This window comes from Caballeronia choica, assembly GCF_001544535.1.
GTDB classification, from domain to species: domain Bacteria; phylum Pseudomonadota; class Gammaproteobacteria; order Burkholderiales; family Burkholderiaceae; genus Caballeronia; species Caballeronia choica.
Map to the genome: position 1 here is coordinate 1 of NZ_FCON02000026.1, position 22,615 is coordinate 22,615.

Annotated in this window: 20 protein-coding genes and 1 pseudogene; 12 read left to right on the plus strand and 9 right to left on the minus strand. The window is 64.0% G+C overall.

Annotated features, from left to right (window positions below):
• The 5 genes from AWB68_RS51380 to AWB68_RS14175 form a co-directional block, all read right to left on the minus strand.
• Window positions 1–120: type II toxin-antitoxin system CcdA family antitoxin (locus AWB68_RS51380; RefSeq protein WP_200828694.1), on the minus strand; the 120-nt coding region annotated here is incomplete at its 3' end.
• Between the two features lie 686 nt (window positions 121–806).
• A complete protein-coding gene (locus tag AWB68_RS14160; RefSeq protein ID WP_087644989.1) occupies window positions 807–1,556 on the minus strand; it encodes an IclR family transcriptional regulator in 750 nt (249 codons plus the stop codon).
• 115 nt (window positions 1,557–1,671) lie between these two features.
• On the minus strand, window positions 1,672–2,514 hold the full coding sequence (locus AWB68_RS14165; protein WP_087644990.1) for a VOC family protein: 843 nt from the start codon (window positions 2,512–2,514) through the stop codon (window positions 1,672–1,674).
• A 13-nt stretch (window positions 2,515–2,527) separates the two neighbouring features.
• Entirely contained in the window at window positions 2,528–4,204 is a 1,677-nt protein-coding gene (locus AWB68_RS14170; protein ID WP_087644991.1) for a bifunctional 3-(3-hydroxy-phenyl)propionate/3-hydroxycinnamic acid hydroxylase, read from the minus strand.
• A gap of 29 nt (window positions 4,205–4,233) precedes the next feature.
• On the minus strand, window positions 4,234–5,109 hold the full coding sequence (locus AWB68_RS14175) for a fumarylacetoacetate hydrolase family protein (protein WP_087644992.1): 876 nt from the start codon (window positions 5,107–5,109) through the stop codon (window positions 4,234–4,236).
• A gap of 190 nt (window positions 5,110–5,299) precedes the next feature.
• On the opposite strand from AWB68_RS14175, the gene AWB68_RS14180 reads away from it, so the two are divergent.
• The 4 genes from AWB68_RS14180 to AWB68_RS14195 are packed head-to-tail and all read left to right on the plus strand — an operon-like array spanning window position 5,300 to window position 10,233.
• Window positions 5,300–6,694 carry an MFS transporter gene (locus AWB68_RS14180; protein ID WP_235028328.1) on the plus strand — a complete coding sequence of 465 codons (1,395 nt, stop codon included), beginning with the start codon at window positions 5,300–5,302 and terminating at the stop codon, window positions 6,692–6,694.
• 45 nt (window positions 6,695–6,739) lie between these two features.
• Window positions 6,740–8,083: an MFS transporter gene (locus tag AWB68_RS14185; RefSeq protein ID WP_087644993.1), complete on the plus strand. Its 1,344-nt coding sequence runs from the start codon at window positions 6,740–6,742 to the stop codon at window positions 8,081–8,083.
• A 41-nt stretch (window positions 8,084–8,124) separates the two neighbouring features.
• Window positions 8,125–9,216 (plus strand): porin, encoded by a 1,092-nt coding sequence (locus tag AWB68_RS14190; protein ID WP_268810925.1) that lies wholly within the window; start codon window positions 8,125–8,127, stop codon window positions 9,214–9,216.
• 57 nt (window positions 9,217–9,273) lie between these two features.
• Window positions 9,274–10,233 carry an AraC-like ligand-binding domain-containing protein gene (locus tag AWB68_RS14195; protein ID WP_087644995.1) on the plus strand — a complete coding sequence of 320 codons (960 nt, stop codon included), beginning with the start codon at window positions 9,274–9,276 and terminating at the stop codon, window positions 10,231–10,233.
• Here AWB68_RS14195 and AWB68_RS14200 read toward each other — a convergent pair.
• Window positions 10,212–10,991, minus strand: a complete 780-nt coding sequence (locus AWB68_RS14200; RefSeq protein WP_235028329.1) for a coniferyl-alcohol dehydrogenase — start codon at window positions 10,989–10,991, stop codon at window positions 10,212–10,214. The genes AWB68_RS14195 and AWB68_RS14200 overlap by 22 nt on opposite strands.
• Before the next feature lie 229 nt (window positions 10,992–11,220).
• On the opposite strand from AWB68_RS14200, the gene AWB68_RS14205 reads away from it, so the two are divergent.
• The 6 genes from AWB68_RS14205 (at window position 11,221) to AWB68_RS14230 (ending at window position 17,077) form a co-directional block, all read left to right on the plus strand.
• Window positions 11,221–12,672 carry an aldehyde dehydrogenase gene (locus AWB68_RS14205; RefSeq protein WP_087644997.1) on the plus strand — a complete coding sequence of 484 codons (1,452 nt, stop codon included), beginning with the start codon at window positions 11,221–11,223 and terminating at the stop codon, window positions 12,670–12,672.
• Between the two features lie 55 nt (window positions 12,673–12,727).
• The gene (locus AWB68_RS14210; RefSeq protein WP_087644998.1) at window positions 12,728–13,687 is read left to right on the plus strand and encodes an MBL fold metallo-hydrolase; all 960 of its coding nucleotides are present in this window, start codon (window positions 12,728–12,730) and stop codon (window positions 13,685–13,687) included.
• 30 nt (window positions 13,688–13,717) lie between these two features.
• Window positions 13,718–14,704, plus strand: a complete 987-nt coding sequence (locus AWB68_RS14215; RefSeq protein WP_087644999.1) for an amidohydrolase family protein — start codon at window positions 13,718–13,720, stop codon at window positions 14,702–14,704.
• Window positions 14,705–14,853: 149 nt separating this feature from the next.
• Window positions 14,854–15,597, plus strand: coding sequence for an SDR family oxidoreductase (locus AWB68_RS14220; protein WP_087645000.1), 744 nt, complete (start codon window positions 14,854–14,856; stop codon window positions 15,595–15,597).
• A 29-nt stretch (window positions 15,598–15,626) separates the two neighbouring features.
• Window positions 15,627–16,520, plus strand: coding sequence for an SDR family oxidoreductase (locus tag AWB68_RS14225; protein ID WP_087645001.1), 894 nt, complete (start codon window positions 15,627–15,629; stop codon window positions 16,518–16,520).
• A gap of 98 nt (window positions 16,521–16,618) precedes the next feature.
• Window positions 16,619–17,077, plus strand: coding sequence for a cyclic nucleotide-binding domain-containing protein (locus AWB68_RS14230; RefSeq protein WP_235028330.1), 459 nt, complete (start codon window positions 16,619–16,621; stop codon window positions 17,075–17,077).
• A gap of 730 nt (window positions 17,078–17,807) precedes the next feature.
• On the opposite strand, the pseudogene AWB68_RS51855 reads toward AWB68_RS14230, so the two are convergent.
• Both AWB68_RS51855 and AWB68_RS48860 read right to left on the minus strand, forming a co-directional pair.
• Window positions 17,808–18,000, minus strand: a pseudogene (locus tag AWB68_RS51855) (hypothetical protein); the annotation flags it as partial.
• Window positions 18,001–18,181: 181 nt separating this feature from the next.
• Window positions 18,182–18,334 (minus strand): hypothetical protein, encoded by a 153-nt coding sequence (locus tag AWB68_RS48860; protein ID WP_200828696.1) that lies wholly within the window; start codon window positions 18,332–18,334, stop codon window positions 18,182–18,184.
• Here AWB68_RS48860 and AWB68_RS14245 point away from each other — a divergent pair.
• Together AWB68_RS14245 and AWB68_RS14250 are read left to right on the plus strand one after the other, a co-directional pair.
• The gene (locus AWB68_RS14245) at window positions 18,309–19,343 is read left to right on the plus strand and encodes an ABC transporter substrate-binding protein (protein ID WP_087645046.1); all 1,035 of its coding nucleotides are present in this window, start codon (window positions 18,309–18,311) and stop codon (window positions 19,341–19,343) included. The genes AWB68_RS48860 and AWB68_RS14245 overlap by 26 nt on opposite strands.
• A 159-nt stretch (window positions 19,344–19,502) precedes the next feature.
• On the plus strand, window positions 19,503–21,194 hold the full coding sequence (locus AWB68_RS14250; protein ID WP_087645003.1) for a GMC family oxidoreductase: 1,692 nt from the start codon (window positions 19,503–19,505) through the stop codon (window positions 21,192–21,194).
• On the opposite strand, the gene AWB68_RS14255 is transcribed toward AWB68_RS14250, so the two are convergent.
• Window positions 21,182–22,609 (minus strand): aldehyde dehydrogenase family protein, encoded by a 1,428-nt coding sequence (locus AWB68_RS14255; RefSeq protein ID WP_087645004.1) that lies wholly within the window; start codon window positions 22,607–22,609, stop codon window positions 21,182–21,184. The two genes, AWB68_RS14250 and AWB68_RS14255, sit on opposite strands and share 13 nt — an antisense overlap.
• Window positions 22,610–22,615: the final 6 nt, after the last annotated feature.

Genomic DNA, 22,615 nt, shown 5'->3' on the forward strand with positions numbered 1-22,615 from the left:
CAGCGCCTGTTCACAGGTGCGCGAAAAGTTGATCCCAAGATCTTTGGCACGTTCGTAGACGTCGAGCGCCAGGGTTACGTTGGTTGCCTTGCGCGGCGTTGTCGCGGTTGCATGAGCCATACCACCTCCTTGTCGATAATCATGCGCATATTTTTCGACATTTTAACCCACATTGAACCGGTGCAAAGCGGTTGCAGGTTTTGTCTGAGTGAACGGCATGGCCGGCTTTCCTCACAGCGGTCAAGACACTTTCCACGTAACAGTCAGGCAGTCTATGTAATCCATTTGAGATAAATATATCTCGCTTGGTTGTTTTTAGGAAAAATCTTCAGTTCCGCCGGGCCGATCCAACTGCGAACCGTGTCATCCGAACGCTAGTTTTGTCGACTTGGATATCGCGCTGCGCGTTCTATACTGAAAGGGAGCCGCGCGCGGAAGCCGGCCCTGAAGCAGAAGCGGACGAGAAATCGTTCGTGGGGGCGCGGTAGTGGGGCCACGGAAACGCCTGCGTGAATAGCGCGGGCGTTTTCTTTTGAGCCCTGCTCAACGCTACGCCGCAAATGTCGGTATCTATCGTCTCGGACCCGGGTCCTCCTAACGTCTTCGAGGTGTGGCTAAGTCCCCCTGCGCGAGTGCAAGGCAACTTGCTCCAAACCGGCAGCACGAAGATTGTGGTGAGGGGATCGGCTTATGCGGGTTTGATTTCGAGATGGGTTTCGTATCTCCCGCCTAGGCATACGCATTTGTGAACCTCGTGGGGCGGCGGCCCGTTGTACCCGTCCAGTTCTTCCCCGAGACTGGGCGTTCTACCCGCCCCTCAAACTGCCTTCTATCTCCCGCGCGCCCGCGACAGCGAGCGCCGCAAGCCGCGTGATGGTGCGATCCTCCGTCTTGTTCGAAACAACATAGCTCACGCTCCCGAGACCGAGCCGGTCCGGGTCGAGGATCGGCGCGGCGATGCCGACCGAGCCCGCATCGACTTCGCCGCGCGTTACGAGACTGCCCGCCTTTCTCCACTCGACCATCTTCGCCCGAAACGCTTCGAGCGTCGCCCCGAGACCGGCGCGCTCGATCTCGCGTGCATGCGTGTCGAACAACGTCTTGAGGCGTCGGGGCGCGTAATAGGCGAGCAGTATCTTGGACGTCGCGCCGTACAGAAGCGGCATCGGGCGGCCGCGTTCGTAGCTCACCGCAGGCGGCGTGCCGATGGTCGTCGCCTGATGGATGCACAGCACGCGGTCGCCGACCGGCCTGCACAACAGCACGACCGAGCCAGGCGGGGCATAGGTGGCGAGATCGGCCATTACGGGACGTGCGGCACCGAGCAGCGGATCGGTAAGCTGCAACTGGCGGTCGAGCTGGATGATTGCTGGCCCGAGCCCATAGCGGCCCGGGCGCGTCGTGGCGATCAACCCCGCCTCTTCAAGCGCGGACAGATACCGGTAGGCCGTCGCGATCGACACATCGAGCGCCGACATGACCTCTTCGGCCGTCCATTCGGGACGCTCGAGCGTGAACAGTCCAAGCAGTGACAGTGAGCGGTCCGACGCGGCCATGGATTCCCGATGAGAAGAATTCAGTTGTTGTCGCTGTATTTTCTCATCAGGGGATAAAAAGGAAAGCCATTTTCATCGAGCCTCGCGACGAAGCGCGACGCCGCCCCGCGCAACCTCAGCTCCGCACCCATGCGCGTCCCCAGGAATTGAGCGTGCGCTCGCCATGCGGCCACACGCCAGGCGCGGCACCGGCAGTAACGTGCTCAAGTTCCGCCGAGAATTCCAGCCGGTTGCCGTCGGGATCGGTGACCATGAAAAAGAGGTTGTTGCCGGGACCATGCCGGCCCGGTCCGAAGAAGATCGGGACTTCGGCCGCCGCGAAGCGGTCGCCCCAGTCCCGGATATCGTTCCACTCGCGCGTTTCGTAGCAGTGGTGATCCCACTCGTTGCGGCTGCCGCGAAAGAACGCGAGGCTGTGGTGTTCGTCGTCTGAACGCATGAAGACGACCGTCGGCACGCCGTTCTCGTCGACGACTTCGTCCGAAATCGCGAAGCCAACTTGCTCGACGTAGAAGCGCACCACGCGCTCGAGTTCAGTCGTCTGGTAGACGGTGTGCTGGAGCCGGCCGGGCGCGCCGCTAGCGGCCTTGTCGAGCGCCGATACGCCGAAGGCGACGCGCCGCCCCTGCGGATCGGCGACGCTGAAGGCGCCCGGCTGATAAAGCTCGCTGGCGGCCGCCGCGCATTCGATATCCGAGCGCTCCAGACGCTCCTTCAAGTTCATGAGCTGCGCGTGCGAATCGACCGCGTATCCGCTATAGGGCGGCAGGCCATCGTTCGCATCGCTGATTTCGACCGCCCTCCCCGGCCCGGCGAGGACGATCCGGGAATCGGCGGACGCGAGCGGTCGCAAGTCCATCTGCTTCATGTAGAACGCTGCAAGACGCTCAGGATCGTGGCTCACCACATGGAGGTGATGCAGATGCGCGGGCGTGTCGGCTTGCAAGGTGCGGGGCATGGTCGGCTCCGGGTCAGTTGTGCTGGGTCGAGATGGTGCTTGGTGGCAGGGAGTCGGCGGCGCGGCGCGGGGTGGCGCTCCGGCCGATGCCGAGCCGCGTCGCGTACGCGGACGCAAAGCGCTCTTCGTCGCGCGGCCGGAAGGTCCCTGCGATATAGCGGTCGGGGCGCATCAGCAGGATGCGTCCGGCATGCGCGGCGAGCGGGCCGGCGAGCACGCCGTCGCGATCGCGCACGGTATGGAGGCGCGGCGAATCGGGGCGTGACTGCGGGGTGCTGTCGCCGGCGGGCAGGATCTGCACGCGGACCGCGTCGAGGGCGTTCCAAAGCGGATCGTCGAGTGAAGACAGATCGCCGTCCGTGCCCGCGCCGTACCGGATCAACGCAAAGCGCTGGCCAATCACATCGTCGAGCAGGCTTTCCTCGCCGCTTGCAAGCGTCACGACGGGCTGTGGAAACATGCGCCCGCGCAGGCTCTGGCGGCCGAGATCGTCGCGCGGGCCGAGCAGCCCTTCCGAGAAGCGCGGCTTCGGCTTGAACTTCATCTGCGTGAAAAATTCGCGCAACGGAGCGAAGCGGTTCGCGAACCTGAAGAACGTCTGCCACGCATAGGCACTCGTCCGCGACGACGGCGCCATCACGATCCCGAGATTGAGCGCGAGACGGATCAGCGCCCACGCGTGCTGGCGCCGCTCGACTTCGTACGTGTCAAGCACCGCGCCCGGCAACGTACCCTTGAGCACCGCCGCAAGTTTCCAGCCGAGATTGAACGCATCGCGCACGCCGCTGTTCATGCCCTGGCCGGCATACGGCGGCGTCAGGTGCGCGGCGTCGCCCGCGAGGAAGACGCGGCCCGTCTGCCAGCGCTCGGCTACGCGCGCATGGAACGTGTAGACCGTCTTGCGGATGATGTCGGTCTCGCTCTCGCCGCGAAACGGCCGCAGCAATTCGCGGATGCGCGCAGGGTCCAGCATCTCATCGGCGGATTCGTGCGGATGGACGAGGATCTCGAAGCGCCGCGTGTCATGCGGACCGGGCACGTCGACGACCGGCCTCCGCGCGTCGCAATAGACGCGCATCTGCGAGAACGAGTCGCTGTCGTGCTGCGTATCGATCACGAGCCAGCGCGACTTGAAAGTCGAGCCCGCCATCCTGACGCCGAGCCTCTCGCGCACCGGACTGCGGCCGCCGTCGCAGGCGACGAGGTAGCGCGCCCGCACGTCGAAGCGCCGGCCTTGCGCGTCGGACACCGACGCCGTCACGCCGTCGTCGTCCTGCTCGAAGGTTTCGAGCGTGTGCGCGAAGCGCGTCTGGCTGGCGTCGAAGCGATCGAGGCCACGGCGCAACGTCGCCTCGAAGAGCGGCTGGCGAAACGCGTTGCGGCGCGGAAAGCCGTATTCGCTCGCGGTCGGCTCGACGCGGCCGAAACAACGTCCGCCCTGCCGCGTCAGGTAATGCACGCCATAACCCGGCACCACGTCGCGCAGCACTTCGCTCGCGAGGCCGAGCGCCTGCATGGTACGCAGCGATTCGTCGTCAATCGAGACGGCGCGCGGCTCGGCGATCGTCGAAGGCTTGCGGTCGATCAGGAGGAACGGCACGTTGGCGCAGCCGAGCAGGTTCGCGAGCGTGAGGCCCGTCGGCCCGCCGCCGACGATCAGCACGTCCGTTTGGAAGGTGGAATGGTTCACTTTGCGTCTCCTTTCGTGCGGCGCGGCGGTCAGGCCACGTCCAGCGTGGCGCGGGCGGCTTCGTCCACGACGACGTTGCGCAATACGCCGAGCTTCGAAATTTCCACTTCCACCACGTCACCCGCCTTCATCCACAGCGGCGGCTCGCGAAACGCGCCGGCGCCGCCCGTCGTGCCCGTGATGATGACGTCGCCCGCATGCAGTTCCGTGAAGGTCGAGCAGTACTCGATCAGATGCGCGACGCTGAAGATCAGGTCGTCGGTGTTCGCCTGCTGCACGACCGCGCCGTTCAGCCGCGTGGTCAGCGCGAGACCCGACGGATCGCCCACTTCGTCGGCGGTGACGAGGCAGGGGCCGAAGCCGCCGGTCGACGGGAAGTTCTTGCCAGGGATGAACTGGATCGTGTGTTTCTGCCAGTCGCGCACGCTGCCGTCGTTGTAGCAGGCATAGCCGGCGACGAAGTCGAGCGCGTCGCCACGGCTCACATGCCGCGCCGTCCTGCCGATGATCACCGCGAGTTCGCCCTCGAAGTCGAGCTTCTCGGATACCGCCGGCCGCACGATCGGCCCGCCGTGAGGCGTCTGGGAATCGGCCCAGCGCGTAAAGATCATCGGGTGCTTCGGGATCTCGCGGCCGGTCTCCTTCACGTGCGACAGATAGTTGATGCCGACGCACAGGATCTTCCCGGGGTCCGGGATCACCGGCAGCAATTCGACGTCTGCGAGCGCGATCCGTACGCCATCTGTCTGCGCCCATTGCGCCGCCTCCTTCAGCGCGCCGCGTTCGAGCGCCGCCTTGAGCGTGGCGCCCGCCTTTGCCGCGAACGGCGCGAGGTCGATCACCGTATCGCCGTCCACGAAGCCGTACGTCGCGCGGCCTTCTCTCAAAAAGCTGATGAATTTCATGCCTGTCTCCGGGTGTCTTGGGGGTGATCCGAAGCATAGTTGATCTACGATCTAAGTCAACTTTTTTATCGTATTTTGATAATTAAGTGTTAACGAGTATTTTTACTTTATCTTTTTTTGACGATTATGAATGCACAAGAAGGCCACTCCCGACACATGAACATACCGTCCGCCCACAGGAGACACGGTCATGAACACTTCAATCGATGCACACGGCATGGCGCACGAAAGCGCGCTGCAGGAGCGCGCCGCCGTCGTTGTGGACGGCCAGCCGGGCACGCTCGTCCGCGTCGGCGACGTGATCGACGCGCGTCCGATGTCGCGCTTGCAGATCGGCACGGTGGGTCTGTGCATGCTCGTCGCCGTGCTCGACGGCTTCGACACACAGGCCATCGGCTTTCTCGCCCCAGCAATCTCGAAATCGCTCGGTATCGCGCTCACGCAATTCGGCCCGGTGTTCACGGCCGGGCTGCTTGGCCTGATGGCCGGTGCGATCACCCTCGGCCCGCTCGCCGACCGCTTCGGACGCAAGAAGCTCTTGGTGCTCTCGACGCTCGGCTTTGGCGCGTGCGCCTTCCTGACGGCGTTCGCCGCGACGCTGCCTGAATTGCTCTTGTTGCGCTTCCTGACGGGCATCGGGCTCGGCGGCGCGATGCCGAACGTGGTCGCGCTCGCGTCGGAGTTTTCGCCGCGCCGTCATGCGCGCGTCTGCGTGACGCTCCTCTTCTGCGGCATGCCGGCGGGCGCGGTGGCGGGTGGCCTGATCAGCGCCGCGCTGCTGCCGGTGTACGGATGGCACGCGGTGTTCTACGTCGGCGGCGCGCTGCCGGCCGCCGTAGCGCTGGTGGTGCTCGGCTGGATGCCGGAGTCGGTCAAATACCTGATCGCGCGAGGCCACGATCCCGCTCAGGTCCGGCAAACGATGCTGCGCATCGCTCCTGGGCTGCATTCTCGATCCATCACGTTCGTGGACGCCGAACGGCAATACAGCGGCATTCCCGTGCGGCACCTCTTCACCGAGGGACGCGCCTCGAAGACGGTTTTGCTCTGGATCCCGTACTTCATGAACCTGCTGGTGCTGTATTTCATCATCAGCTGGCTGCCCGCCGTCCTCGTGCTCAACGGGCACTCCGTGGCATTCGGCATCGAGGGGATCACGGCGTTCAGTGTCGGCGGGATTGTGGGATCGCTTGTGCAAGGGTGGCTGATGAACCGTCACGGTGTGGCGCCCGTGCTGCTCGCCGAATTCCTCGTCTATGCGGTGCTCGTCGTCATGCTCGCGGTCCTGCCGATGAGCGAGGCCGTCCTCATCGCCGCCACCTTCGGCGCGGGCGCCGCGGTCCAGGGCGCGCAGGCCGGCCTCAACTCACTTGCCGCCGAACTCTATCCGACCTCGATGCGCGCGACGGGCGTCGGCTGGGCGCTCGGCGTGGGGCGCATCGGCTCCGTGCTTGGACCGGCCGCGGGCGCCCTGATGCTGCTGCATCACTGGGACGCCAGGCACATTTTCCTCGCGGGCGTCGTGCCGGGGCTCGTCGCAGCCGGTGCGGTGCTGATCGCGAGTTTCAACAAGGCCGCTTCATAGCTTCGCTCCATACCTTCGCAACATCCGCCCTTCCAGGAGATTCCGATGAAAACCGTACTGGTCGATGACATCATCGACGCGCGCCCGTTCGGCGCTTTCCAATTGCTCGTCTTTGCCGTCTGCTTCCTGATCGCGCTGATGGACGGCGCGAACATCCAGACGATGGGGCTCTCCGCCCCGCTGATCGCCGCCGACCTGAAACTCGGCGCCGCGCAACTCGGGCCCGTGTTCGCGGGATCGGAATTCGGCTTCATGCTCGGTGCGCTTGCGTTCGGCCCGCTCGCCGACCGGCTCGGACGCAAGACAATCCTCGTCTTCTGCACGCTGCTGTTCGGCTGCGCGTCGCTGGCGACCGTGCATGCCGCGAGCTTTCCGTCGCTGCTGCTGTTGCGCGTCGTGACCGGCATCGGGCTGGGCGGCGCTGCGCCCTGCTTCGTGAGCCTCACCACCGAATACGTGGCCGAGCGTCTCAGGGCGCGCGTCGCGGCCCTGCTGTGGGCCGCGATTCCGGCGGGCGGCGTGATCGCGGGCTTCCTCGGCAGCCAGTTGATTCCGGCCTATGGCTGGAAGGCCATGTTCTATGTCAGCGGCGGCGTGCCGGTGCTCGCCGCGCTCCTGGTCGTGCTGCTGGTGCCGGAGTCGATCCGCTTCCTGCTTTCGACGGGCCGTCAGGGCCGCCGCACGGAACGCATCCTCGCGCGGCTCGGCATGCGCGATACGGCCACCAACGGCGTGCGCTACGTCACGCACGAAGTAGAGACGCGTGGCCTGCCCTTGTCGCTTCTCTTCAGGGACGGGCGGTCGTCGTTCACGTCGCTGCTGTGGCTCGCGATGTTCCTCAACTTTCTCGCGCTGATCGCCGTGCTCGCCTGGACCAGCACGCTATTGCGCTCGGTAGGCATGTCGGTGGCCGATGCGTCGATCGTGATGGCCTGGAACAACGTGGGCGGAATGATCGGCGTGGCGGCGGCCGGCAAGCTGATGGAGAAGCTCGGCACGTACCGCTTCCTCGCCGCGGTGCTCGCCACGGGTGCGCTCGTGGTGGCCGCCACCGGCGTCGCCGCGCCAGACACCACGCTCTGCTCGATTTGCTCCGGCCTTGCGGGACTTTTCGTCGGCGGCGCGACGTCGGGGTTGATCGCCATTGCCGCGATGGGCTATCCGACCGCGATCCGGTCGACGGGTGTCGGCTGGGCGCTGGCAGCGGGGCGCCTGGGTGGCGCGACCGGACCACTTCTCGTCGGCGCGCTGGTGGCGGGCGGCCACGGCGTCGCGCAGACCTTCGGGCTGATCGGCGTACCCGCGCTACTCGCCGGAGTCGCGATGTTGCTGATGCAGCGCTCGGGGCCGTCGCTCGACGCGGCCGACCCATCCATGGCGCTGCACTGAACCGGCCGCGCGAACTTACCGACTCAAGGGAATCTATCTCCGTGAACAGACGACTCTATCTAGCCGCAGCGAGTGCGCTACTCGCGAGCCCGGCAGCCATGGCACAAAGCAGCGTGACGATTTTCGGCCTGATGGATGCGGGCGTGACCTACGTCAGCAATTCAGGTGGACACAGCAACACGCTTTTCGACGACGGCAATTTCTATCCGAACCTGCTGGGCTTTCGCGGACGGGAGGACCTCGGCGCGGGCACGCGAGCGGTCTTCGAGCTGGTATCGCAATACAGCCTTGCGAACGGCTCGACAATTCCCGGCGCCGGCGCGATCTTCAACCGCACGGCGATGGTCGGACTGGAAAGCGACCGGCTCGGCAAGCTCACGCTTGGCACGCAGTACGACTTCATGACGAGTGAACTGCTCGAATACGACAGCGCGTATTACATCGGCGGCTTCTACGACTTTCGCCAGGGGCCGTTCGCCGCGCTTGGCGTGCCCAATAACCCGACTGGCTCGTGGGACTTCGACCGCGTGGGCGGATCGTCGCGCGTTGCCAGTTCGGTCAAGTACAAGTCCGTCGATTACGACGGCCTGACCTTTGGCGCGATGTACGGTTTCGGCAACGTCGCCGGCTCGTTCTCGGCGAACAATACGGTCAGCGCGGGGATGCAGTATGTGACAGGATCGTTTGGCATTGCGGCGGCCTATACCGAGGTCAAGTACGCGCAGCTTGACAACGGACATGACGGCATCAGGAACTGGGGCATCGGCACGCGTTACGACTTCGGCAAGGTGCTTGTCAATCTGCTCTATACCAATACGCGTAATACGCTCACCGGGGGGCAGGTGAGCGCTTACCAGGCGGGCGTGAACTGGCACTTCGAGCCCGCATGGTCAATCGGGGCGAACTACCAGTTCATGAAGGGCAATGCGCAGTTGTCGGATAACAAGGCGCATGAAGTGACGGCCACGCTGATGTACTCGCTATCGAAGCGGACCAGCGTCTATGCCGAGGGGATTTATCAGCACGCCATCGGGGGCAATGGGCCGGTGGGCGCATGGATCAACGGGCTCTTCGTTCCGTCGAGTTCGCCGAATCAGATGCTTGGGCGAGTTGGAATCGCGACCATGTTCTGAGTTTCGCTTGACGCGCCAGGCTGATTTCCTCGCTAAAATACCAACCCACGAACAAGGATGAGCGAAATGCAAATCGTCTCCACGTCCAGGGTGGACCCAGCCGCCCAATCCGCGATATGGTCGCAGGCGCTCGCCGAGCGCTTCGGCGGCCTGCGCATCGATACCTATGGCCGCAGCGCCTTCGCCGGCTCGATCCGCCATTGCACCGTGGGCGAAGTCCAGTTTTGCCGGCTCTCAGCGCAAGCGCACCGCGCCGCCAACACGCCGCGTTCGCCGGGCGGCAACCGGCGCAACTACAAGGTCGCCGTGCAACTGAGCGGTCATTCGGAATTCGAACAGGACGGCCTGAAGGCGCGGCTTGGACCAGGCGACTGGGCGATCTACGACACCAGCAAGCCCTATCTGATGACTGCGCCCGGCAACGTCGACCTGGCGATTGCCGTGCTGCCGCAGCATCTCGTGTCCCTGCATCCGCGCGAGCGTCATGTGCTCGTGCATGCGCTCGGCTCACGGGCGGGCGCGGGCCGGATGTTGCGCGAGTTCCTGATCGATGCGCTCGACACGCTCGCGCGCGCCGAACCGCCAAACGCAAGCCTCGACGACAAACTCGCGCATCTGCTGCAGATAGCGATTGCCGAACACGTAGCCGATGCTCAAGAGCGGCCGCTTCCGACCGTGCTGAGATCACGCATCGTCGACTTCGTGCGCGAGCATCTGACCGACCCCGAGCTGAGCGTCGCGCGCATCGCGCACGGACTCAACTGCTCGAAGCGCTATCTGCACATGGTGTTCGACAGCGAAGACAGCACGCTCGCGAAATACATCCTGCAACTGCGGTTGACCAACATCTGCGCGGACCTCGGTAATCCCGCGCTGCGGGCGCGTTCGATCACCGAGGTCGCGATGAAATGGGGCTTCGTCAGCCCCAATCATTTCAGCCGCACGTTCAAGGAGGCGTTCGGTGCGACGCCTCGCGAATACCGCGCGGGCGCGCTTCAGCCCAGACCGATCGACTGACACAGCAGATGCGCCGCCATCCCGCCGTCGCACGGGATGTTGGCGCCCTGAATCCAGCGGCTCTCGTCGCCGCACAGGAATGTCACGAGCGGCGCGATATCGCCGGGGCGGCCGGCGCGTTCCATCAGGCGCATGTCCTCTGCCGCGCGCTCTCCGAGCGTTTGCAGGAAGTCCTGATGGATCGGCGTCTCCACCGGTCCCGGACTCACCGCGTTCATCCGGATCGCGCGAGCACGCCATTGCCAGCGCATCTGCATCGTCCAGACGATCAGGGCTTCCTTCGACAGAAAATATGAGCGGGCGTCGTCGATGGCGTGTTTCTCGCAGAAGGCTTCCACGTCTTCGAGGCGGTTCACCTCCAGCAGCGCCCTCACCTCGCCCGAATTCGCCTGCCAGCCGAAGCCCGCAAGCGAACCCAGATTGACGATCGCGGCGCCGTCGGCGAGCTTCGGCAGCAAAGCCTCGGTGAACCGCCGCAAGCCGACGAAATTGACCTGCAAGACGGGTGTACGACCCTTGGTCGGCGGCAGGCCCGCGATATTGCACAGCGCCTCGACACCCGAATCGATACGACCTGCGGCGGCATCGATCGATGCCGCATCGGACAAGTCCGCCTGCACGAATCGATCGACGGTTCCCGCCGCCGGCTCATTGCGGTCCACGCCGATCACCCGGGCGCCCTGCGCCTTGAGCATCGCGGCGCAGGCCGCGCCGATTCCCGAAGCCGCGCCCGTCACTACGACGGTTCTGTTGCTCATGCTCATGCCGATCTCCTTCATGTTTTAACAGGGTCTGGCGCCGGGCAACCCGGCGTCCGTGAGCCTGAATCTAACGGGTCGTTGCGCCGCAGTCTTGCCCGACAGTGAAGTGCCGGAGCTTCGGCTGCGGTATCGGCCAGCCTGAGCACGCAGTTCTCTCTCAGGCAAGTGCGCAGCACGTAATCGTCCTAGAGTTCGTGTAACCAAAACCATCGCCACGGAGACAACGGTGCGAACCTCACACCTTTCCATTGCAGGACAGAACCGGCCCGCGCAATCGAACGCCACGTTCGAGCGCATCAATCCCTTGTCGAATGAGCCGGTCACGCGCGCCGCCGCCGCGACCGCCGCCGATGCGCTCGCCGCCGCCGACGCGGCGGCGGCCGCGTTTGCGCGCTGGTCGGAAACCGGCCCCGGTGAGCGCCGCAAGAAGCTGCTGCGCGCCGCCGACCTGATGGAACGCGGCCGCGACGCCTTCGTCGAGATCATGACCGAGGAAACGGGCGCCACGCGCATGTGGGCCGAACATAACGTATTCGCGGCCGCCGCGATCCTGCGCGAAGCCGGCTGCATGACCACTCAGATCGGTGGCGAAGTGATTCCGTCGGACGAAGGCGCACGCCTCGCCATGGCCGTGCGCCAGCCTGCCGGCGTCGTGCTCGGCATTGCGCCGTGGAACGCGCCGATCGTGCTCGGCACCCGCGCGATCGCGATGGCGCTCGCCTGCGGCAACACGGTCATCCTGAAGGCATCGGAAGTATGTCCGGCCACGCACTGCAAGATCGGCGAAGTGCTGATCGAGGCGGGGCTCGGCGAGGGCATCGTCAATGTGCTCACGCATGCGCCCGCGGATGCCGACGCGGTGACAAGCGCGCTGATCGGGCACAAGAACGTGCGCCGAATCAATTTCACCGGTTCGACGCGCGTCGGACAGATCATTGCGCAAAAGGCCGCGCAGCACTTGAAACCGGTGCTGCTCGAACTGGGCGGAAAATCGCCGCTCGTCGTGCTCGATGACGCCGACCTCGATCGCGCGGTCGAGGCGGCCGCGTTCGGCGCGTTCTTTAATCAAGGCCAGATCTGCATGTCGACGGAGCGGATCGTGATCGCGCACGGTGTGGCCGAAGCTTTCGCCAGCCAACTCGCGAACAAGGCGCGCAGCCTCACGCTCGGCGATCCGCGCAGCACCTCCGCGCAACTCGGCGCACTCGCCGAACGCGCGACGGGCGAGCGCATCAACGCGCTGATCGATGATGCGCTCGCGAGAGGCGCTCGCCTGATCGCGGGTGGCAAGGCGCGCGATGCGCTGATGCCGGCCACCGTGCTCGACGGCGTGACCCCGGACATGCGCGTCTATCACGAGGAAACCTTCGGGCCGATCGTCTGCATCACGCGCGTCGCGGACGACCGCGAAGCAGTCCGCGTCGCGAACTATACGGAATACGGCCTGTCCGCCGCCGTGTTCAGCCGCGACATGGCGCGCGCACTCGCGGTGACGAAACAGATCCGCTCCGGCATCTGCCATATCAACGGCGCGACTGTCAGCGACGAGCCGCAAATGCCGTTCGGGGGCACCGGGTCGAGCGGCTACGGGCGCTTCGGCGGCAAGGCCGGCATCGCGGAATTCACCGAACTGCGCTGGATCACGGTCGCCACGCAAGCGGCGGCCTACCCGATTTGAGGCGCGGCGGCATGGCGTGCCGCCGCATCAGGAAAACACGAGAAGGAGACACATCATGAGCGCCGAATTCAGAAACGAACTTCAAACCGGGTGGACCCGGTTCATGCACGGTGCATTCGAATGCACGGTCGTGACCGACGGACTGCTGCACATGGGACCGCCGCGCGACACGTTTCCCGAAGCCGATGTCGACGATCTCGACCAGTTGCTCGCGCATCACTTCCTGCCGACGGAAAGCATCGCGCTGAACCAGAACGTGCTGCTCGTGAATACCGGTGCGCAATTGATCCTGTTCGACACCGGCGTGGGCATCAACCAGGCGTTCGGGGTGAAGACCTTCGGCCCGGACACCGGGCAGGCGATCGTCAACATGAAGGCGGCGGGCATCGATCCGGCCGCGATCGATATCGTTGCGCTCACGCATACGCATCCCGACCATTGCTGGGGACTCGTCGACGACGACGACCGCAAGCTCTTTCCAAACGCGCGTGTCGCCGTCAGCCGCGCGGACCTCGACTACTGGACAAACCTCGACAACATCAAGGAGTCGATGAGCGAGCACATGAAGGATCACTTCCTCGGTGCCAGGAAGAATCTCGCGCCCTATCTCGACACCCTCATGATCGTGGAAGACGGCAAGGAAATCGTGCCGGGCGTGCGGGCCCAAGCGACACCCGGCCACAGCCCAGGCCACATGATCTACGAGATCACGAGCCGCGGAAAAACGCTCGTCTGCTGGGGCGATCTCTGCCATCACCAGGTGTTGCTGCTGCAGCGGCCCGAATGGGCGTTTCGCTTCGACTACGACAGCGGCGCGGCGGCGGCGACGCGCCTCTCCGTGCTCGACTGGATCTGCCGCGAAGAGCATGAAGTGCTCTCGTATCACTTTCCGTTCCCCGGTCGCGGACACCTGCGGCGCGACGGCGGCGGCTACGACTGGCTGCCGGGCGAGATCCAGCTCGAACGCCAGGCGCCGCTGCCGCACCCGACCGAAGATCTCCCGCAACTCGCGTGAGCCCACGACCCATTCCGTGAGAATCCGGCCATGACTTCACCCTATCGCTGCACCTGCGGCCTCATTGACATTCATGCGCATTGCCTGCCGCCTGCTTATCGCCAGGCGCTCGCGGACGCGGGCCTCGTCACGCTGGACGGCGGCTATCCGATCCCCGAATGGTCCGCCGAGAAAGCCATCGCGATCATGAACGAGGGCGAAATCGACACGATGATGCTCTCGGTGTCCTCGCCGAGCGTCGGTTTTCTGGATGCGCGATCCGACCGCGTGCGGCTCGCGCGCACGATCAACGAGGACATCGCGCAGACGATCCGTGCCCATCCCGGACGCTTTGGCGGGTTCGCGACCTTGCCACTGCCGCATGTCGACGAATCGCTTGCGGAGATCGATCACGCCTTCGACGAACTCGGGCTCGACGGCGTGGTGATCGAAACCAATACCGACGGCAAGTATCTCGGCGACCCGGCGCTCGCCCCGATCTTCGACGCGCTCAACGAGCGGCACGCCGTCGTCTTCCTTCATCCGACCGCGCCAGCCTGCTTCGACGCGATCGGCCTTGGGCGTCCCGCGCCGCTCTTCGAGTTTCCGTGCGATACGGCGCGCACCGTCATCGATCTGCTGTTCTCGAATACGTTCAAGCGCTGCCCTGACGTGAAGTTCATCCTGCCGCACGCGGGCGGCGTCCTGCCTGCGATCGCCCAGCGCATCGCGCTGCTTGCACCGATGCCGATCATGAAGCCCTATCCCAAGGACGCCGAGGAAGTACTCGCCGAATTCAAGGCGCTTTACTACGATCTCGCGATGTCCGCGAATCAGCAAAGCTTCGATCTGCTGCGAACCCTCGCGCCGGTATCGCAGATTCTGTTCGGCACGGATTCGCCGTTTCAGCCGGCAGGGAACGTGGCGGCGAACGTTGCGAATTTCAGGCGGCTCGAGGGGCTCACTGCGGACGAACACGAAGCTATCGCAAGAGGAAATGCGTTGCAGCTTTTTTCCGCGAATGCGGGAAGGCCGTGAAGCCGATGGAGCTCTAGAGTTTCTCCGGCAGCGACCTGCCGCCGATTGTTTAAGTAAATGGACAGATATTGCCGAACTCGGCGTGATTATCTTGTTGTCAGAATGATCCATGATTCGTTCATCCACTCATCACCCGAACGGAGCGAATCATGAACACAGTCAACAACAGCCAGGTAGCCATCGTCACCGGTGCCTCGCGCGGCATCGGAGCGGCCGTCGCGCGGCGTCTCGCGAATGACGGCTTCGCCGTTGCGATCAACTACGCGTCGAGTTCGAAAGAAGCCGACGCGCTGGTCGCCGAACTCGTCGCGCAAGGCACGAAGGCCATGGCAGTGAAGGCCGATGTTTCGAACGCGGACGAAGTGCGCGCGATGTTCGAGGCGACCGAACAGCAACTTGGCAAAGTCGACGTGCTGGTGAACAACGCCGGCGTGCTTAAAACGGTCCCGCTCGCCGACACCTCCGATGCCCTCTACGAGCAGACCTTCGACATCAACGTTCGCGGCACCTTCAACACGCTGCGCGAGGCGGCGGCGAGGATGAATGAAGGTGGCCGGATCATCAACTTCTCAAGCACGACGCTCGCGCTGAACATGCCCGGCTACGCGATCTACAACGCGACGAAGGCCGCCGTCGAAGCGTTCACGCATGTGTTCGCCAAGGAACTGCGCGGACGCAACATCACGGTGAACGCGGTGGCGCCGGGTCCGATCGCGACTTCGCTGTTCCTCGACGGCAAGACCGAGGAACAGATCCAGACGTTCGCGAAGATGCCGCCGTTGCAGCGCCTCGGCCAACCCGAGGACATCGCGTCGGTCGTGTCGTTCCTCGCCAGCCCCGATGCGGCTTGGGTCAACGGCCAGATCCTGCGGACCAACGGCGGCGTCGCCTGAGCTGAACCCTGAAAAAACGGAGAACGGCCATGAAGTCAGTGATTATGGTGACGGGCGCGGGTACGGGGATCGGCAAACTGAGTGCGCAGGCGCTCGCGGAAGCCGGCCACAACGTGTATGCGACGATGCGCGACATCGATGGCCGCAACCGTGGCCGCGCCGACGAACTGCGTGCACTCGCGGCGGCGAAGGACATCCAGTTGCATCCGCTGGAACTCGACGTGCTGTCGCAGCGCTCAGCCGATGCAGCCGCCGCCGCGATCATCGGCGAACAGGGGCGCATCGATGTCGTGATGCAGAACGCCGGACATCTGGTGGTCGGTCCGAGCGAAGCCTTCACGGCTGAAGAAATGATGAAGGTGTTCGACACCAATCTTTTCGGCGCGCAGCGGGTCAACCGGGCGGTGCTGCCGTATATGCGCCGGCAAGAGTCGGGGCTCGTGCTGTGGATCAGCAGCACCACGACTAAGGGCGGCTTCCCGCCATTCATGGGTCCGTATGGCGCGGCCAAGGCCGCGATGGATTCGCTCGCCGTCACACTCTCGTACGAGCTTGCGCGCTTCGGCGTGGAGACGTCGATCGTCGTGCCGGGCGCGTTCACGAGCGGCACCGATCACTTCCCGAGCGCCGGCAAACCCGCCGACACCACGACGGCCGCCGCCTATGCCCGCTACGACGGCGTGATGGACCAGATCGGCGAGCGTCTGACCGCGCTGACGCCTCCCGACGCCGATCCGAGGGCGGTCGCAGACGAAGTCGTGAGGATCGTCGGGCTCAAAAGAGGGATGCGCCCGATGCGTTCCGTCATCGATTTTGTCGGCGACGGCGCGGCGCAGGTCCTTGAGGTATCGGAGCGGGTGCGCATCGAATTCGCGCAGCGCATCGGCATGGGCGACCTGCTCGAAGCGAAAGTGAAAACGTGACGAATGCGAAGCGTGTCGTTCGCGGCGCCTGGCTTGCGTTGCTCGTTTTGTGCGCCGCGTGCGGCCAACCCGGCCAGGCGGAACAGGAGAGCAAGACGATGAAAGCATCGACGACCTATCTGTATCTACTCAGGAACACGCCGTTCTTCACGGGCCTGGACACGGAGCAGTTGCGCTGGACCATCAACCATTCGCGCGAATGGGAGGCAGAAGCCAATACAGTCGTGACACAAAATCCAGACTCGTCCGGCGACGTCTGGGTCCTCCTCGACGGTGCCTGGCAACTCGAGTATGACGGCCATCACTATCCGTCAGGGCACGCGGACCCCGGAAAATGGTTCAGCGCGAAGCTGGTGGATGAGGCTCAGGGAGGATGGCGTCTGGTGGCGACCGAGCACAGCTACGTCATGAAGATAAGTCGCGCCGAGTTCGATGCAATGCTGCAGCGGGGATTTGCGTTCGAAGTGCATCTCGACGAAGGATACCGTTACTACGTGGCGATTTTTAGACCTGGATCGAGGATCGCGTCGCCCATGCACGAGTTGTCGACGCACTGACGTGTCTGCCATCCCCCGCGCGCCTTCCGTCCCGCGCGCGGATCACGCAACTCGACCCGATAGAGCTTTTTTACACCTTAGAATGCGCGCGGCGCCACCGTCATCATTCGGGCCGGTTTCGCCGGCGCGGCGCGTGCGTTGATCCTGCCGCAGAACGCAGAATGGACTCGTTTTCGATCGACAATTGCGAATCTGCGATCCATTAAAGCCGAGTCGCCGCCCGCGTCTTGAACACTCAGTACAAGCGTGCTGCCCGCGCCCGCTTCGGGGCTGAGCCTCGCGAAATGCCATTCAGTGTCAGTGCAGCGCCAGTCGGCGCGGTGATCTTTGCGGCAAAAGCGCGCCGGGACGCTGATACGTTTCGTGCTCGGCACGTATTCGCATCTGCTGCGGCCATTGCATTGACGCATGAAATCGCGTGTGGCATTGCCTCCGCGCGCGCCGCAGTTCACGCCATACGTCGCGGACACGACCTCGATGATCCGTGATTGCGCGTTCGAAAAGCCCGAAAACACGGCGAGAATGACTATCGCGTATGAACTCTTCCGACTCATGTGCGCTCTCATTCAGTGGAAACGCTACGACCGCGGCCCGCTTCAGCTCGTCGTGTAGCTGCTCGGCGTTCCGCATCCCGGGCAACTGCCAAGGCGGATTGTTCGAGTCGCTCGTCATCACCACGACGGCGCCGACTCCAAACCGTCGCCTGCCACCAAGGATGAACTCACGTGACAATCGGCGGACGGCCATCGCCGCCCTCGGGTATTGCGGCTCGACCACCCCGCGCAACTCGGCCCACGGCACGATCGCGTTCATCGTATCGAGAACCTCATCGCGCCGCGTGCGTTTGCGGTGGGTCTCGAATCTGCGCTTTGATCGGCTGCCACCGCCAGTGTTGCTGTTTCAGCTGGCTCTGCTTTCTCTATAGACTGCGACCCATAAAGTTCAAAGTCGCTCTGCGGTGGACTTATTAATAATCAGCCTTTAGGCCGACTCTGTAGGCCGACTCCCGAAGAGCAATCGGGTCACGTTCGGATTAACCGCCGGAGAAAACGTCAGACATAACGCCATGTCATGACCACTCAAACAATTCCGACGTTGCTCCGCCTAAATTGACTCACTATATTTTGTATCAACTCTGCGCTGTTTTCCTTCGGCGGCAAGCTGAAGGCGCAACAGCATGACCTGGAAGATGTTTTCCGCTTGAACTGTGTCGAGGAAAGTTGTGATCAAAATGCCTAGGTTGGGTTCGATTGCCATAACTCTCGCGGCGAGCTTCGCCAGCGTGGCGCCTGCTCTCGCGGCAGGAAAAATCACTTTCGTCTCGCAAGGGGGCACGTATCAGGAAGCCCAGACCAAGGCGATCCTCGATCCCGCCGCGAAGGAGCTCGGCATCACGATCAATCAGGACAGCATTCCTGATGCATGGCCGCAGATCAAGGCGCAGGCGGCAACGGGCAAACCGATCTGGGACGTCGTGGATACGCCAACGTCGAACTGTCTGCGCGGCGGCCGCGAAGGTCTGCTCGAAAAGCTCGACTTCACGAAAATTCCGAATGCGGCGTCGATGCCGGAGCAATATCGCACGCCATATTCGGTTGCCTACGAGTTCTATTCGACTGTCATCGGCTACAACAAGAAGACGCTGAAGAAAGTGCCGCAGAGCTGGGCCGATTTCTGGAACGTGAAGGCGTTCCCCGGCACGCGCGCACTGCGCAACGATCCGCAAACGGTGCTCGAAGCCGCGCTGCTCGCCGACGGTGTGGCGCGCGATAAGCTCTACCCACTCGACGTAGATCGCGCGTTCAAGAAGCTGCAGCAGATCAAGCCGGACATTACGGTGTGGTGGACGTCGGGCGGCCAATCGGCGCAGTTGCTGCACGACGGCGAAGTGGACATGACGATGATCTGGAACGGCCGCGTGAGCGCCGTGCGCAAGGACGATCCCAATGTCGACTTCACATTTAACGACGGCATTCTGCAAAACACGCAGCTTTGTGTGCTGAAGAATGCGCCGAATCTTCCCGACGCGATCAAGTTCGTCAACGCAGCGGTGTCGCCCGAGTTGCAGGCCAATCTGCCGCTTTATATCGACTACGGTCCGGGCAATCCCGCCGCGTTCAAGACGGGCAAGATCACGCCGAAACGCGCGAGCGAATTGCCGAGCTCGCCGGAAAATGCCGCGAAACAGGCGCTGATGTCGGAAGACTGGTGGGCATCCGACGCCGGCATTCAGGCCAAAGCGCGCTGGCTGAAGTTCATGCAGTAACCATGCAGTAACGGTGCACGCCTCTCGCAGCGCCCGCGCGAACTCCGTACTTCGCGGGCGCTTTTCGTTTAGCGCGCCAGGACGCGATACATTCGTGACGTTCGAACGAAAGTGTGAACACACGTGTGAACGAACAGCCTTCGCCTTCGCTTATTCAACGTGATCGACTATCTGATTCTCGGCGGCGGATCGGCCGGCTGCGTGCTGACAGCGCGTCTGTCCGAAGATGCCGGCAAGACGGTGTACCTCGTCGAGGCGGGCCGCGACATCTCGCAACGCACGATGCCTGCGGCGATTCGCAGCCGCTATCCGGGACGCGCATATCTCGACACGACGAACATATGGCAGCAACTCAAGGCGCGCATGAGCGCGCCTGCGGCGACGCGTCGCTATGAACAGGCGCGGCTGCTCGGCGGCGGCTCAGCGATCAATGCGCTGATGGCGAATCGCGGCGCGCCCGCCGATTACGACGAGTGGGAACAACTCGGCGCGCACGGCTGGAACTGGCAAGCGTGTCTGCCGTACTTTCGCAAGCTCGAAACGGATTGCGATTTCGACGGCGAGCTGCACGGCAAAAGCGGGCCGCTGCGCATTCAGCGCACCGCGTGGGCGCGTATTTCGCCGTTCGTGCGCGCAGTGCTCGATACACTCGACAAGCGCGGCCATGCGCGACGCGCGGATCAAAATGGCCCATGGGAAGACGGCACGTTCGTCGGCTCGATCGGCGTGAGCGCGGCTGGCGAGCGTATTCCCACTTCCGTCTGCTATCTCGACGATAACGTGCGCGCGCGTACCAATCTGACGATCCGCACTGAGATGGTGGTCGAACGCATTCTGTTCGAAGGCACGCGAGCGGTTGGCGCGCGCATGATCGATCGTGACGGCCTGCACGTCGAACTGCGCGCTGAACATGTGATCGTGTGCGCGGGCGCGATTCATAGTCCCGCGTTGCTGCTAATAAGCGGCATCGGCCCCGCTGGCGATCTCGCCGCGCTCGGCATCGAAGTTCGCGCGCATCGTGAAGGCGTGGGCCGCAATCTGATGGAACATCCTTCCATTGCGGTGTCTGCGTTTTTGCCGCGCAGCGCGCGCACGCCGTTTCCCGACGAGCATCATGAACAGGCGATCGTGCGCTTTTCGTCGGGCTTGCCCGGCACCCTCCCCGGCGACATGCACGGCGCGATTCTGTCGCGTTCCGGCTGGCATTCGGTCGGTTATCGGCTCGGGACGATCTTCTTCTGGGTCAACAAATCGTACTCGCGCGGACGGCTGAAATTGAAGTCGGCCAACCCATTCGATGAACCCGACGTCGATTTCGACATGCTGTCCGACGCGCGCGATCTGGAGCGGCTGAAGCTCGCGCTGCGCTTCGGCGCCGACACGCTCGCGGATGCGTCGATGGCCTCGCATCGCGACACGCTCTTTGCATCGAGCTATTCGCCGCGCGTCGCCACCATTGCCGTGCCCGGCGCGTGGAACGCGTTCCAGCGCGGCGCCTTGAGCGCATTGCTCGATATCGCCGGTCCGTTGCGCGGCTGGCTAGTCCGTCGTGTCGTCACGCGCGGCGTGTCGTTGCAGGAACTGCTCAGCGATGATCGCGCGATGACGCAATTCGTCACGCGCTCGGTGGGCGGCACGTGGCATCCGTCCGGCACCTGCAAGATGGGCGCGCCCGACGATCCGCTAGCCGTCACCGATGCGCTCGGTGCTGTCTATGGCGTCGAACGGCTGTACGTCTGCGACGCGTCGCTGATGCCGTCCATTCCGTGCGCGAACACCAATCTCCCGACGATCATGATCGCCGAGCGGATCGCCGATCTGCTGCGTGGCGAAGCGCGTCAGTCGCCGTAACCGACGATGCTTTTCACTTCGAGAAACGCTTCGAGGCCCCACTCGCCGTATTCGCGGCCGTTGCCCGACTGCTTGTAGCCGCCAAACGGCGCGCCCGCATCCCACGACGGGTAGTTCACGTACACGCTGCCCGCGCGCAACTGGAACGCGACGCGTCGAGCCCGCGCGGCGTCGCGCGATTGCACGTAGGCGGCGAGGCCGAACGGCGTGTCGTTGGCGATGTCGATGGCATCTGCTTCGTCGCGATACGGCATTATCGCGAGCACCGGGCCGAAGATCTCTTCGCGGGCGATGGTCATCGAAGGATTCACGTTCGCGAACACCGTCGGCTGCACGTAATAGCCGCGCGCCAGACCTTCGGGCCGGCCGGTGCCGCCCGCCACGACTTGCGCGCCTTCGTCGATGCCAAGTGCGATCAGCCGCTGCACACGCTCGAACTGGATTGCGCTGACAACCGGCCCCATCGTCGTGCGCGCATCGTCGGCGGGACCGACGCGCTGCGCTTGCGCCGCGCGCCGGGCAATCTCGACCGCTTCGTCATGACGCTGCGCGGGCACGAGCATCCGCGTCGGTGCATTGCACGACTGGCCGCTGTTGCCGAAACACGAATTGACGCCCGCCGTGACAGCGGCTTCGAAGTCCACATCGTCGAGCAGAATGTTCGCCGACTTGCCGCCCAGTTCCTGATGCACGCGCTTCACGGTCGGCGCGGCGAGCGTCGCGATCTCGATGCCCGCGCGCGTCGATCCGGTGAACGACACCATGTCCACACCGGGATGACGGCACAGCGCCACGCCGACGGTCGGCCCGTCGCCGTTCACGAGATTGAACACACCAGGCGGCACGCCCGCGGCGTCGGCAATCTCGGCGAACAGAACGGCATTGAGCGGCGAAACTTCGCTCGGCTTGAGCACCATCGTGCAACCCGCTGCGATGGCGGGCGCGACCTTGCACACGATCTGGTTGATCGGCCAGTTCCAGGGCGTGATCAGCGCGACGACGCCCACCGCTTCATGATTGATCAGTGTCGTGCCTTTCTTGCGCTGCCACGCGAACGTCTCGCAAGTGCGCAGCAGTTCTTCCAGATGCCGCTTGCCGAGCCCCGCCTGCCACGCGTGCGACAGCGCCTTCGGTGCGCCGATCTCACGGGAGATCACCGCGGCCATCTCGTCGTAGCGTTCGAGATAGACAGCGAGAATGCGGCGAATCAATGCGAGACGTTCGGCGGGCGTGGTCTGCGAGAACGTGACGAACGCGCGTTTTGCAGCCGCAACCGCGCGGTTGACGTCCTGCTCGTTGCCGAGCGCGATTTCGGCGAAGGCTTCTTCCGTGCACGGATCGATCACGGGCAGACGCGCGTCGCCGGACGGCTCGACCCACGCTCCGTCGATATAAAACTTCAATGCATTGCTCATGCGGTC